Raw genomic sequence first — 12,050 nt, forward strand, 5'->3', positions numbered from 1 at the left:
CGCGTCAGGCGTGGCCGATCCAGCCGCGCCACGTGAAGGCCGCGAAGAAGGGCTCGGCATCGGCAAAGCCGGCCGCGCGCAGGATCGAGAGGTCGTCTTCCGGGCTCATCATGTTGACGGCGGTCGCGACCGCGCTCCTTGCCATCTCGGCCTGTTCCGGATCCGCGCCGGATGCGACCGCAAAGCCGGCGTAGCGCGAAAGCCAGAGGTCGCGCGATGCGTCCTGCGGATAGCTGCCGTGCGCCGCGACGAACGGCGCGCCCGGCTTCAGGCGCGCGTGGATCGCCCGGACGGTGCGTTCGCGTTCGGCAGTGCCAAGGAAATGCAGCGTGAGCAGGCACGTGGCCGCGTCAAACGGCCCGGCGGGCGCATCGTCGATATAACCTTCGATAAGCTCGACACGCGCCATCAGCGGGCCGAGCGTGCGTTCAGCCTGTCGCAGCATTTCGGCCGCAGGGTCGACGCCCACGAATGTCCAGCCGGGATGGGCGGTGGCGAGGGCTTTCAATTCAAGCCCGCCACCCGCGCCGAGGACGAGAACGCGCGCGTCGGAAGGGGCGTGCTCGTCGAGCAGCACCGAGGTCATGCGGTGCAGGGCGTCGAAACCGGGCACGAAGCGCGGCGGCCCCTCGGCGTAGCGCGCCACGGAGACCGGGTCCAAAAAGGCCTTCATGAACTGCTGCGCGCCGTCGTCTGCCTTAGTCGCCATGATCGTGATCCTCTGGAAGGGGCCCGCGCTGTTTCATCCGGGCATGGAAATCGGCGCTGAGCGCGGCGAGCGTGACGGTTTCGAAGCGCGCCAGCAGCAAGGCCTCGGCATCACGAAAGGCATCGCTCAGCGCGGCATTCACCGCCTGCTCGACGAGGCAGCCGGGAGCTTCGGTGCGGTTGCCCATCGCCAGCAGGGAAGGGTGGCCGAGCGCATCGTAGATGTCGCGCAGGGTGACGGCGCGGAGATCGCAGGCGAGCGTCCAGCCGCCGCCGTGCCCCTTTTCGGAGCGCACGTAGCCCGCTTCGCGAAGCCCGGCCATCACGCGCCGGATCACTACCGGGTTCGTCTGCATCGCCTTGGCGAGCGTTTCGGATGTCATCGGGCCTTCGTGCTCGGCCATGTGCAGCAGCACATGAAGCACGCCCGAAAGGCGGCTGTCGCGTTTCATGTAACTTCAATTAGTGCGTGATAGGGCAAAGCGCAAGGGCGCTCGCGGACGCCCTGTGCAACGATGTGGTGTTCAGGCGAGCGCCTCGGCGATCAGGCGCCGCGTGTTGGCGATGCCGTAGAGCGCGATGAAACTGCCCATGCGCGGCCCCTGGCTCGAACCGAGCAGCGTCTCGTAAAGCGCCGCGAACCAGTCGCGAAGGTTCTCGAAGCCGCCTTCCTTGCCGACCGCGTAGACCTCGTTCTGGATCGCTTCGGCCTCCGCGCCCTCCGGCAGTGCCGCGAGCCGCGCGTCGAGATCGCGCAGCGCAGTCGTCTCGCGCGCGTCGGGCTTGCGACGCTTCAGCGTCGGCGCGACGAAATCGCGGTTGTACGCCAGCGCATGGCCGATCAGCTTGTCGACCTCCGGGTACGCCTCCGCGCTCGCACCCGGCACGTAATTGCCAAGGTACGCCCACACCTGTGCGCGGTCCGCGTCCGCACCCATCACGCCCACGAGATTGAGCAGCAGCCCGAACGTCACCGGCATCGGCGCGTCCGGCACCTTGCCGCCGTGGATGTGGTGCACGGGGTTGCCGAGCTTCTTGTCGATCGGCTGCTCGGCATAGTTGGCGCGGAACTGGAAATACTCGTCCACAGCGCGCGGGATCACGCCGATATGCAGCTGCTTGGCGCTCTTCGGTTCGCGGTAGGCGTAGAAGGCGACACTTTCGCCGGGACCGTAGGTCAGCCAGTCCTCAAGCGCGAGTCCGTTGCCCTTTGACTTCGAAATCTTCTCACCCTTCTCGTCGAGGAACATCTCGTAGATCAGGCCTTCCGGCTTACGGCCGCCCATCACCTTGGCGATGCGGCCGGATTGCACGCCCGAATCCGTCAAATCCTTGCCGTACATCTCGTAATCGACGTCGAGTGCCACCCAGCGCATCGCCCAGTCGACCTTCCATTGCAGCTTGGCGCCGCCCGAAAGGATGCAATGCTCGTGCGTCGTGCCGTCTTCCTCGAAGCGGATCAGGCCCGCGGCGGCGTCCACCACCTCGATCGGCACCTGCAGCACCTTGCCCGAAACCGGGCTGATCGGCAGCACCGGCGAATAGGTCCGGCGGCGCTCCTCGCGCAGCGTCGGCAGCATGATGTCCATGATCGCCTGATAATTGGCGAGGACGTTCTTCAGCTGATCGTCGAACCGGCCCGAGGTGTAATACTCCGTCGAGCTGGCGAATTCGTACTCGAAGCCGAAGCGGTCGAGGAAGGCGCGCAGCATGGCGTTGTTGTGGTGCGCGAAGCTTTCGAACTTCCCGAACGGGTCGGGAATGCGCGACAGCGGCTCGCCGAGGTGTTCAGTGAGCATCGCTTGATTGGGAACGTTGTCGGGCACCTTGCGAAGCCCGTCCATGTCGTCCGAGAACGCAAGCAGCCGCGTCGGCACGTCCGACATTTCGCAAAAGGCGCGGCGCACCATCGTCGTCCGCAGCACCTCGTTGAACGTCCCGATATGCGGCAGGCCCGAAGGTCCGTAGCCGGTTTCGAAAAGGACGTTGCCTTTCGCGGGCAGGCCGCCTTTCAGACGCGCCAGCACCTTCCGGGCTTCCTCATAGGGCCAGGCTTTGGAAACAAGGGCGGCAGCGCGAAGGTCATCTGTCATAGCGGGGACAGGCGCTAGCGGCAGCGGCGGACGCGTGCAACCGTTTACGCGGCGGCAAGCCTGCGCGTGCTAGCGCGTGCTGCATGAACTCGGCGCCATCCGTATCGCTTCCGGCCCTGCTGGCGCGCGAAATGCGCCTCGGCGAACGCTTGCTTTGGTCCGGCCAACCCGATGCGCGGCGCGCGATGTTGAAACCCTTCGGTTTCTACCTCTTCGCGGTGCCGTGGAGCGCATTTTCCCTGTTCTGGGAGGGGATCGCGATCCGCATGGCTTTCACCGGCGCACCGGCGCTGATGGGCCTCGTGATGGTACTGTTCGGGCTGCCGTTCGTGGTGATCGGCCTCGCCATGATGGCCGCGCCGTTTTCGGCAAGACGAACGGCACACCGCACGATTTATGGTGTTACGGACCGCCGCCTTGTGGAACTCATCGCGGGTCGCAGCCTCAAGGTGCGCAGCGTCGAGGCTTCGTCGATCGGGCCGGTAACGCGGCGGCAGCGGGAGAGCGGTCACGGCACGCTCTCCATCGAAACCGGCAGCCACCGCGACAGCGAAGGCAATCGCACCACGGACACCTTCGTTTTCGAGAGCGTTCCGGACGTAGCGCGTGTCGAGGCGCTGGTCTCCCGGCTGCGCGAGACGATGACGCCGGCTTGAGGTTTTGCTTGCGCCGGCAACACCCGCTGGCCGAAAACGGGGTGTGACGACAGTTCCCATCCCCTGGCCCGCGCTTCACATCGGGCTCGACGGCATCTGGCTTGCCGAGGCGGATGGCGCGCGCAAGGTGGACCGGCAGGCGGCGATCCGATTGCTCGCCGACACGCCGACGCTGCTGATAAACGCGCCGCTCGTCGCCTCGAAGCTCGGCTACCCGGAAGCCTCGGGTCTCGATGTCCTGGAGCTGTTCGCCTTCGTGCATCCCGCGCGCTTTGCAGTGCCGACCGTGCACGGTCTCGCCGCCGTCCTCGGCCTCGATTCGACGCACGAGGGCGCGGCGGAGGCGAAGCTGCTCCGCGCCGTCACGCAGGCGCTGCTTGCGCAGATCGAAGGCGGCAAGTGGGACCGCGCAGGCGGCGCATGGAACACTGCGCGCGCCCTCTCGCGTCTCAAGTGGCCGTGGGCGCCCGCCGTCCTCGCCGCGCTCGGCGAGCCGCAGGGCCACGACCGTTCCGTCTTCACCAGCCTGCCCAAGTGGGAAGAGGGCGCGCCGCCTGTCCCCGTGCGCGAGGTCGTCATCACGGGCGATGAAGCCGCTGGCCGCCTTGCGCAGCTCACCGGCTGCGGCGCCGAGGAGCGCCCCGGACAGCGCGCCTACGCGATCGCCGCCGCCGCCGCCTTCCGCCCGCGCGAAATCCGCGACGCCCCGAACGTCGTGCTCGCCGAGGCAGGCACCGGCATCGGCAAGACCTTGGGCTACCTGTCGCCCGCCTCGCTCTGGGCCGAGCAGTCCGGCGGCACCGTCTGGCTCTCCACCTACACGAAGGCGCTGCAGCGCCAGCTCGATCACGAAACCGCGCGCCTCTACCCCGATCCGCGCGTGAAGGCGGCGCGTGTCGTTGTGCGCAAGGGCCGCGAGAATTACCTGTGCCTGCTCAATCTCGAAGACGCGGTGCAGGGCGGTTTCGCAGGCCGCGCGGCGATCTTCGCGCAGCTCGTGCAACATTGGGCGATGTACAGCCGCGACGGTGACATGGTGGGCGGCGATCTCCCCGGCTGGCTCTCCGGCCTGTTCGGGCGGAATGCGCGCGCCAGCCTTACCGACCGGCGCGGCGAATGCGTTTACGCGGGCTGTCCCCATTACCGCCGCTGCTTCATCGAGCACGCCGTTCGCGGCACGGCGGACGCCGATCTCGTCATCGCCAACCACGCGCTCGTCATGGTCAACGCCGTGCGCGGTAAGGCGGAGGGGCGGGGCCTCAAACGCATCGTGTTCGACGAGGGCCACCACCTGTTCGACGCCGCCGACAGCGCCTTCGCGATGGCGCTCACCGGCGGCGAGGCGATCGAGCTGCGTCGCTGGATCATCGGCCCTGAAAAGCGCAGCAAGGGCCGCCGCCGGGGCCTCGCCGCCCGCCTCGGCGATCTCGTCGCCTTCGACGGTGAAGGTGCGATCCTGCTCGAAGACGCCGTCCACACCGCCGCCGCGCTTCCCGCCGACGGCTGGCTCGGCCGCGTCGTCGATGGCACGCCCGAAGGCCCGCTGGAACGCCTGCTCGCCGCCGTGCGTGCGCAGGTCTACGCCCGCGCGGATGCGGCGGAGACCGGCTACGGCCTCGAAACAGAGGTGGTCGCGCTGCAGCCCGCACTCGTCGATGCGGCGGAGGTGGCGGCGCGCGCATTGGAAGCCATTGCAGTGCCGCTCATGAAGCTCTCGCAGCGCCTTGAAGCGCTCGTCGAGGAATCGCCGGACTGGCTCGATGGCGCCGGCCGTGCCCGCGTCGAAGGCGCGCTCTCCGGCCTCACGTGGCGGCTCGGGCTGATCGGCGCGTGGGTGCAACTCCTCGCGCGCATGGGCGGGCACGCCGATCCGGATTTCGTGGACTGGCTCGCGCTCGAACGCATCGACGGGCGCGAGATCGACGTCGGCATCCGCCGCCACTGGCTCGACCCGACGAAGCCCTTCGCCGAGGCTGTGCTCAAACAGGCGCACGGCGCCGTCATCACCTCGGCGACGCTGCGCTCGCGCATCACCGACGATGCCGCGCCCGATGCGGACTGGCGCGACAGCGAAGCCCGCACCGGCGCCTCGCACCTGCCGTTGCCGCCCGTGCGCTTTTCGGCGGACAGCCCCTTCGACTACGCCCGGCAAGCCCGCGTCCTCATCGTCACGGACGTGCAGCGCGGCAATGTCCCCGCGCTCGCCGGGGCGTACAAGGCGCTGATCTCCGCATCGCACGGCGGCGCGCTCGGCCTGTTTACGGCGATTTCGCGGTTGAAGGCCGTGCACGCGCGCATCGAGGAAAGCCTTGCCCGCGAAGGCCTGCCGCTCTTCGCGCAGCACATCGATCCCATCGATGCGGGCACGCTCGTCGACATGTTCCGCGCCGATCCCGGAGCGTCGCTTCTCGGCACCGATGCGCTACGCGACGGCGTCGACGTGCCCGGCGATTCGCTGCGTCTTGTCGTGCTCGAAGGCGTGCCGTGGCCGCGCCCCACCGTGCTCCATGCCGCGCGCCGCGCCGCGTTCGGCGGCAAGACCTACGACGACCTCGTCGCCTCTGGCCGCATGGCGCAGGCGTTCGGGCGGCTCATTCGCCGCGCGAGCGACAGGGGCACCTTCGTGCTGCTCGGGGCGGCTGTGCCGAGCCGCCTCTGCCAGGCCTTCCCGGATGGCGTGGAGGTGGAGCGCGTCCCGCTCGACGCGGCCGTGCGCATCGTGCGGGAAATGTCTTCACCGACACGAAATCTTCCGATGACACCGGGCGCGACATCGGGCATCAGCGCCGCCACATGAAGACGATCTTCCTGCTCCGCCACGCCAAATCCAGCTGGGACGACCCTGTCGAGCGCGATTTCGATCGCCCGCTCAACACGCGGGGCGGCCGCGCCGCCGAGACGATCGGGCGCTACCTCCGCGAACAGAGCCTCGCCTTCGACAGCGTGGTCGCCTCGCCTGCCGTGCGCGTTATCGAGACGCTGGACGGCGTGGAGAGCGGTGCGGGCCGCCGCCTCGGCGCCACCTTCGACAAGCGCGTCTACATGGCCTCCGCGCCGACGCTGCTCGACATCGTCCACGAAACCGATGCCGATGCCGAAACGCTGCTCCTCGTCGGCCACAACCCCGGTCTCGAAGACCTGATCTTCCTGCTGACGCCCGCGGGCAGCGGCACGCTCCGCAAGGAGGTCGACATCAAGTACCCGACCGCCACGCTCGCCGAGATGCGTTTCGACGTGGAACGCTGGGAGGATATCGATGAAGCCACGGGCGAACTCGTCCGCTTCATCCGCCCGCGCGATCTGGATCCCACGCTCGGTCCGGACGGCACCTGATTCCGGGTTCTCAGTCCAGCTCCACCACGATCGCTGAAGCGCCGCCGATCCTGCCGGCGGCAAGATCGCGATAGGCGGTTTCGGCGGCATCGAGACCGTGCAGCGTTTCGACCGCAAGCTTGTCCCGCACGGCGGGCACGAACTTCGCCCATGCACGCCCTGTCACGTCCGCGAAACCGGCAGAGCCCAGCTTCGCGACCGTCGCCTCGGCGACCGCGGGCGCGAAGAACAATGTCGGCGTGGGGCCGGGGAGGAGCGTGTCACCGCCGTGGCTCCAGTGCGTCATGCCCACGATGGCGCTGTGTTTCAGCGCATCGCCGAGGCGCACGTGCACGCTTTGCGTCAGCGCGCGGTCGCCCGCGAAATCCACATACACCGAGGGCTTCTGCTCCAGCGTGTCGACCTCATCGTATGTGAGCACATGGGTATAGGAGCCGAGGCTTTCGGTGAAAGCGCGGTTCGCCGCAGAGGTCAGGCCGATCACCTGCACCGCGCCGCGCCTCGAAAGGTTGAACGCTGCCGCCATCGCGGTTTTCGATGAAGCGCTCGACAGGATCACCTGTTCGGCCCCGAAATCGCCCGCACCCTCAAGGAAGCTGTCGATCAGCCACCCGGTCATGAACAGTGGCCGGAACAGCGCATCGAGCGCTTCCTCGCCCGCAAGGCGCGGCTCCACACGGCTGTAGCGGTTGTAGATGTCGGCAAGGCCCTGCCGGTGCGGCGCGGCGTCGGTAAAGCCGCCGGGGGCCGATACGGGCGCCTGCACCAGAAGATGCGTCGCGAGCGGCCAGTATCCGTAGAAGCGGTCGCCCACAGCAAACTCCGGCGCGCGGCTCTCCACCACCTCGCCGAACCCCCACACGGGCAGGACGCCTTTGCCCTCGGGGCCCGGAAAGAAGCGCCAGTAGCCGAGCATCTCACCCGCCGCCGCATAGGTGACGTTGTTCGCCGTGAGCGCGATGCGGTGGATGGCGAAGAGCACGTCGCCGTCACCCACCTCCGGCAGTGGTCTGCTGTCGCGCGTGGTCACGGCGATGGCCCCGCGCGTGATGAGCATCCGCTCGCCGAAAACCGTCTCTGTCATGATCCGTCCTCCCCACATGCGATTCTATCGAAACGCAGCGCGCATGGGCAGCTGATGATTTCGTGCAACGAATCGATTGCATGATGAGTGCTCACGTGCAACAAAATGATTGCATGAAAAGGAGGCGGGCATGACCGACACCGACAGGATCGAACAGCGCGTCTATCTTGCTGCGACACCCGAACGCGTATGGCGCGCGCTGACGGATGCGACGGAATTCGGCGCATGGTTCGCGAGCGAGCTGGACGCGCCGTTCGCGGAGGGGCGCACGGTCTCGATGACCTGCCTCGGTGAGCGCTTCGCGATCGACGTCGTCGAGATGACGCCGCCGCGCCGTCTCGTATGGCGCTGGCATCCGGGATGGGTGGATCACAGCCTCGATTACACGAAGGAACCGAAGACAACGACCGCCTTCGATCTGGCGCCGCACGCCGACGGCACGATGCTCACCGTCACCGAAACCGGCTTCGACGCGATCAACGCGTCGCGGCGACCCTCGGTGTTCCGCGACAATGTCAACGGCTGGCTCGAACAGGCAGCATCGCTGAGGAAATACCTTGAAAGCGCAGGCTGAACGCATACCTGATCGTGCCGCCCAGTTCGCCGCCCTCGGCGATCCACAGCGCCTCCGCCTCGTGGAAACGCTGGCAGAGCGCGGCGAAGCCTCCATCAGCGACCTCAGCAGCGGCGCGGGCGTCACGCGTCAGGCCGTGACACAGCACCTCAAGGTGCTGGAAGGCGCCGGGCTGGTGCAAGGCACAATCCGCGGCCGCGAACACGTCTGGGCCCTCGACGCCGATGGACTCGCTTCAACGGAGGCCGAGTTCGAACGCCTGAAAGCAGCATGGCGCCAGCGTCTGGCGCGTCTCAAGCTGCTGGTGGAGGGGTAGGGTCACGCCGTTGATTTCATCCGAAAAGACTCAGCCACCGATCAAATGCCCATCTTCCGCGGCCGTGTCTTCCCGAACCGTGTCTTCCGCGTGCCCGGCTTGCCCTCCATCGCCCGGCCCTTGGGTCTCGCCACCTGCAAATCCGCCGGAAGCCCAAGCTCCGAGGCTTCGAGCTTCCTGATCTCGTCCCGAATACGGGCTGCGGTTTCGAATTCGAGGTCGGCGGCGGCGGCTTTCATCTTCTCTTCGAGTTCGGCGATGTAGGCCTTGAGGTTGTGGCCGACGAGGTGCGGGGTCTCCTCGTCGATGTCGACCGTCATGCGGTCGGCCTTGTCCGTCACATGCGCGATGATGTCGCCGATGTTCTTTCGGATGGTTTGCGGCGTGATGCCGTGCGCTTCGTTGTAGGCGACCTGTCTGGCGCGGCGGCGGTCCGTTTCCGCGAGCGCGCGTTCGATCGAGCCGGTGATGGTGTCGGCGTAGAGGATGACACGGCCGTCGACGTTGCGCGCGGCGCGGCCGATCGTCTGCACGAGGCTGGTTTCGGAGCGCAGGAAGCCCTCCTTGTCGGCGTCGAGGATGGCGACGAGCCCGCATTCGGGGATATCCAGCCCCTCGCGCAGCAGGTTGATGCCGACGAGCACGTCATAGACGCCCATGCGCAGGTCGCGGATCAGCTCGATGCGCTCCAGCGTCTCCACGTCGGAGTGCATGTAGCGCACCTTGATGCCGGCCTCGTGCAGGAACTCGGTCAAATCCTCGGCCATGCGCTTGGTGAGCGTGGTGACGAGCGTGCGATAGCCCCGCGCGGTCGTCTCACGGATTTCGCCGATCAGGTCGTCGACCTGGCTTTCCACGGGGCGGATTTCCACAGGCGGGTCGACGAGGCCGGTCGGGCGGATCACCTGTTCGGTGAAAACGCCGGCCGTGCGTTCCATCTCCCACGGGCCGGGCGTCGCCGAAACGAAGGTCGATTGCGGGCGCATCGCGTCCCACTCGTCGAACTTCAGCGGGCGGTTGTCGATACACGAGGGCAGGCGGAAGCCGTATTCGGCGAGCGTCAGCTTGCGCCGGAAGTCGCCGCGCGACATCGCGCCGATCTGCGGCACCGTCTGGTGGCTTTCGTCCACGAACAGCAGCGCGTTTTCGGGGAGGTATTCGAAGAGCGTGGGCGGCGGTTCCCCCGGAATGCGGCCGGTGAGGAAGCGCGAATAGTTCTCGATGCCCGCGCAGCTTCCGGTCGCGGCGATCATTTCGAGGTCGAAATTGGTGCGCTGCTCCAGCCGCTGGGCTTCGAGCAATTTGCCTTCCGCTTCGAACTCCTTCAGCCGCTCGGCAAGCTCCGCCTTGATGGCGATCGTCGCCTGCTTCAGCGTCGGGCCGGGCGTCACGTGGTGGGAGTTCGCGTAGACCTTCACCGTATCGAGCCGCGCGCCTTTCTCGCCGGTCAAGGGATCGAACTCGGCGATCTCCTCGATTTCGTCGCCGAAGAAGCTGATCCGCCACGCCATGTCTTCAAGGTGGCTCGGGAAGATTTCCAGGCTGTCGCCGCGCACGCGGAAGCTGCCGCGCACGAAGTTCGCGTCGTTGCGCTTGTATTGGAGGGCGACGAGCTTGCGGATGAGTTCGCGGTTATCGACGCTCTCGCCCTTGTTCAGCTTGAAGGTCATCGCCGAATAGGTCTCGACCGAGCCGATACCGTAGAGGCACGAGACCGAGGCGACGATCAGCACGTCGTCCCGCTCCAGCAGCGCGCGGGTGGCCGAGTGGCGCATCCGGTCGATCGCTTCGTTCACCGAGCTTTCCTTCTCGATGTACGTGTCCGATCGGGGCACGTAGGCCTCCGGCTGGTAGTAGTCGTAGTAGCTGACGAAATATTCGACCGCGTTGTTCGGGAAGAACGATTTGAACTCGCCGTAAAGCTGCGCGGCGAGGATCTTGTTGTGCGCGAGGACGAGCGTGGGGCGCTGCAGCGCCTCCACGATCTTCGCCATCGTGAAAGTCTTGCCGGAGCCGGTGACGCCGAGCAGCACCTGGTCGCGGTCTCCGGCCGTTATGCCCGAAACCAGCTCCTCGATCGCTTGCGGCTGGTCGCCGGAGGGCTGATAATCGCTCGCCAGCTCGAACCGCCGCCCGCCTTCGGACTTCTCCGGGCGCTCGGGACGATGGGGCTGGAACACAGGCTGCTCCGACGGGTCGGTCAGCGACGTGCGAATCCGGATGTTTGTCATTGCTTAACTATGGGGGGCGTAGGGGCGAAATGCCAGATGGGCGCAGTGTGTCCTGAGTCGGTGAAGGGAACGGCCGTCTGGTGAACGATAAGGGGTCTCAGGTATGAAACGTTTGCTTGCAGGTGTCTGCATTGCATGGATTGCGACGTCTGCGGTGGCGGCGCCGAAAACGACGACAAAGACGACAGCGCCGGTCTCTACCAAAGCGGTCTGGGTGACGACGGGGTCGATCGTCAGCGTCTCCGGCGGCGGTCTGACGGCCAGCGAAATCAGGACGATCAAGAAGCAGAAGCTCTCCAACACGACCTGCATGGCGCGCAGCCCCACGGCCGCCGACATCCAGGCCGCGATCGGCAACACCTTCGGATCGTGCACGTTCTCCAAGTTCGGCCTCGCGACGAGCACCATCCGCGCAACGATGAAGTGCAACGGCAGCTATGGCCCGATGGACGCGGACTTCGTCGGAACGCGCGGCACGACGAGCTATTCGGGCACCAACAACGCGGTTTTTCCCGGCAACAAGGGCAATGTTTACGTGAAGTCGGTGATCAGCGGGAAGATCAGCGGCAACTGCTGAGCTTGTGTAACAAGGGGTCTTTGGAAATGATGCGTACTGTAAAATTCGCTGGAATCCTCGTCGCGGCCATGGTGCCGGCGGGTGCTCAGGCGGCGGGAAAATCACTGTGGTCGACGACGGGAGCGATCGTTTCCGTAACCGGGCCGGGCGCGGACGCGGAGACGCAGAAGATGCTGAAGGCTATGCCGATCAGCCACACCGTCTGCGCTGCGAAAGCGCCGGGAGACAGTGAGATCAAATCCGTGATCGGCGCGGCGTTCGGCACGTGCAAATATTCGAACTTCGCGGTTCGGGTCGGCCGCGTGGCCGCGACGGCGCAGTGCACGGGCGGGCCCTACGGAGACGCGAGCATCGCGTTCAACGGCACCTACAACGGCACGATCTATTCCGGTTCGAACACGTCCGTGTTCAAGACCAAGACCGGCGATCTGACGGTGCGCTCGAATATCAGCGGGAAGGTTAGCGGCACCTGCTGATG

The 12,050-nt window shown here is 66.5% G+C and carries 12 protein-coding genes; 7 read left to right on the forward strand and 5 right to left on the reverse strand.

The features are described from left to right. Positions 1 to 4 precede the first annotated feature (4 nt). From ACFQ00_RS16805 to ACFQ00_RS16815, 3 genes are all read right to left on the reverse strand, one after another. Positions 5 to 709, reverse strand: coding sequence for a class I SAM-dependent methyltransferase (locus ACFQ00_RS16805; RefSeq protein ID WP_381493501.1), 705 nt, complete (start codon positions 707 to 709; stop codon positions 5 to 7). After that, positions 699 to 1,160, reverse strand: coding sequence for an Rrf2 family transcriptional regulator (locus ACFQ00_RS16810; RefSeq protein WP_381493504.1), 462 nt, complete (start codon positions 1,158 to 1,160; stop codon positions 699 to 701). Before ACFQ00_RS16810 ends, ACFQ00_RS16805 begins: the two co-directional genes overlap by 11 nt. A 72-nt stretch (positions 1,161 to 1,232) precedes the next feature. Next, complete coding sequence (locus ACFQ00_RS16815; RefSeq protein ID WP_381493507.1) at positions 1,233 to 2,801, reverse strand: lysine--tRNA ligase; 1,569 nt, start codon at positions 2,799 to 2,801, stop codon at positions 1,233 to 1,235. Positions 2,802 to 2,884: 83 nt separating this feature from the next. On the opposite strand from ACFQ00_RS16815, the gene ACFQ00_RS16820 reads away from it, so the two are divergent. The 3 genes from ACFQ00_RS16820 to ACFQ00_RS16830 are packed head-to-tail and all read left to right on the forward strand — an operon-like array spanning position 2,885 to position 6,790. Next, positions 2,885 to 3,457 (forward strand): hypothetical protein, encoded by a 573-nt coding sequence (locus ACFQ00_RS16820; protein WP_381493509.1) that lies wholly within the window; start codon positions 2,885 to 2,887, stop codon positions 3,455 to 3,457. 43 nt (positions 3,458 to 3,500) lie between these two features. Next, on the forward strand, positions 3,501 to 6,254 hold the full coding sequence (locus ACFQ00_RS16825) for an ATP-dependent DNA helicase (RefSeq protein WP_381493513.1): 2,754 nt from the start codon (positions 3,501 to 3,503) through the stop codon (positions 6,252 to 6,254). Beyond that, positions 6,251 to 6,790 (forward strand): SixA phosphatase family protein, encoded by a 540-nt coding sequence (locus ACFQ00_RS16830; protein WP_381493516.1) that lies wholly within the window; start codon positions 6,251 to 6,253, stop codon positions 6,788 to 6,790. Before ACFQ00_RS16825 ends, ACFQ00_RS16830 begins: the two co-directional genes overlap by 4 nt. Positions 6,791 to 6,800: 10 nt before the next feature. Here ACFQ00_RS16830 and ACFQ00_RS16835 read toward each other — a convergent pair whose 3' ends face one another. After that, positions 6,801 to 7,874 (reverse strand): DUF2855 family protein, encoded by a 1,074-nt coding sequence (locus tag ACFQ00_RS16835; RefSeq protein WP_381493519.1) that lies wholly within the window; start codon positions 7,872 to 7,874, stop codon positions 6,801 to 6,803. Between the two features lie 130 nt (positions 7,875 to 8,004). Here ACFQ00_RS16835 and ACFQ00_RS16840 point away from each other — a divergent pair, with 130 nt between their 5' ends. Together ACFQ00_RS16840 and ACFQ00_RS16845 are read left to right on the forward strand one after the other, a co-directional pair. After that, positions 8,005 to 8,448 carry an SRPBCC family protein gene (locus ACFQ00_RS16840; protein WP_381493522.1) on the forward strand — a complete coding sequence of 148 codons (444 nt, stop codon included), beginning with the start codon at positions 8,005 to 8,007 and terminating at the stop codon, positions 8,446 to 8,448. Beyond that, positions 8,432 to 8,764, forward strand: a complete 333-nt coding sequence (locus tag ACFQ00_RS16845; RefSeq protein WP_381493526.1) for an ArsR/SmtB family transcription factor — start codon at positions 8,432 to 8,434, stop codon at positions 8,762 to 8,764. Before ACFQ00_RS16840 ends, ACFQ00_RS16845 begins: the two co-directional genes overlap by 17 nt. A gap of 41 nt (positions 8,765 to 8,805) precedes the next feature. Here ACFQ00_RS16845 and uvrB read toward each other — a convergent pair whose 3' ends face one another. Further along, positions 8,806 to 10,995, reverse strand: a complete 2,190-nt coding sequence (gene uvrB, locus ACFQ00_RS16850) for an excinuclease ABC subunit UvrB (protein ID WP_381493529.1) — start codon at positions 10,993 to 10,995, stop codon at positions 8,806 to 8,808. A gap of 103 nt (positions 10,996 to 11,098) precedes the next feature. On the opposite strand from uvrB, the gene ACFQ00_RS16855 reads away from it, so the two are divergent. Next, the gene (locus ACFQ00_RS16855) at positions 11,099 to 11,572 is read left to right on the forward strand and encodes a DUF3617 domain-containing protein (protein ID WP_381493532.1); all 474 of its coding nucleotides are present in this window, start codon (positions 11,099 to 11,101) and stop codon (positions 11,570 to 11,572) included. Between the two features lie 26 nt (positions 11,573 to 11,598). After that, positions 11,599 to 12,048: a DUF3617 domain-containing protein gene (locus ACFQ00_RS16860; protein WP_381493535.1), complete on the forward strand. Its 450-nt coding sequence runs from the start codon at positions 11,599 to 11,601 to the stop codon at positions 12,046 to 12,048. The last annotated feature ends 2 nt before the right edge of the window (positions 12,049 to 12,050 follow it).

Origin of the sequence: Sphingosinicella xenopeptidilytica (assembly GCF_042676985.1) — a bacterium.
Taxonomy (GTDB): Bacteria; Pseudomonadota; Alphaproteobacteria; order Sphingomonadales; family Sphingomonadaceae; genus Sphingosinicella; species Sphingosinicella xenopeptidilytica.

Excerpts from the sequence above, each read along its gene's own strand:
- ACFQ00_RS16840 (WP_381493522.1), top strand. The coding sequence starts at position 8,005 with ATGACCGACACCGACAGGATCGAACAGCGCGTCTATCTTGCTGCGACA.
- uvrB (WP_381493529.1), bottom strand. The coding sequence starts at position 10,995 with ATGACAAACATCCGGATTCGCACGTCGCTGACCGACCCGTCGGAGCAG.
- ACFQ00_RS16820 (WP_381493509.1), top strand. The coding sequence starts at position 2,885 with ATGAACTCGGCGCCATCCGTATCGCTTCCGGCCCTGCTGGCGCGCGAA.
- ACFQ00_RS16835 (WP_381493519.1), bottom strand. The coding sequence starts at position 7,874 with ATGACAGAGACGGTTTTCGGCGAGCGGATGCTCATCACGCGCGGGGCC.
- ACFQ00_RS16810 (WP_381493504.1), bottom strand. The coding sequence starts at position 1,160 with ATGAAACGCGACAGCCGCCTTTCGGGCGTGCTTCATGTGCTGCTGCAC.
- ACFQ00_RS16815 (WP_381493507.1), bottom strand. The coding sequence starts at position 2,801 with ATGACAGATGACCTTCGCGCTGCCGCCCTTGTTTCCAAAGCCTGGCCC.
- ACFQ00_RS16830 (WP_381493516.1), top strand. The coding sequence starts at position 6,251 with ATGAAGACGATCTTCCTGCTCCGCCACGCCAAATCCAGCTGGGACGAC.
- ACFQ00_RS16860 (WP_381493535.1), top strand. The coding sequence starts at position 11,599 with ATGATGCGTACTGTAAAATTCGCTGGAATCCTCGTCGCGGCCATGGTG.
- ACFQ00_RS16805 (WP_381493501.1), bottom strand. The coding sequence starts at position 709 with ATGGCGACTAAGGCAGACGACGGCGCGCAGCAGTTCATGAAGGCCTTT.
- ACFQ00_RS16855 (WP_381493532.1), top strand. The coding sequence starts at position 11,099 with ATGAAACGTTTGCTTGCAGGTGTCTGCATTGCATGGATTGCGACGTCT.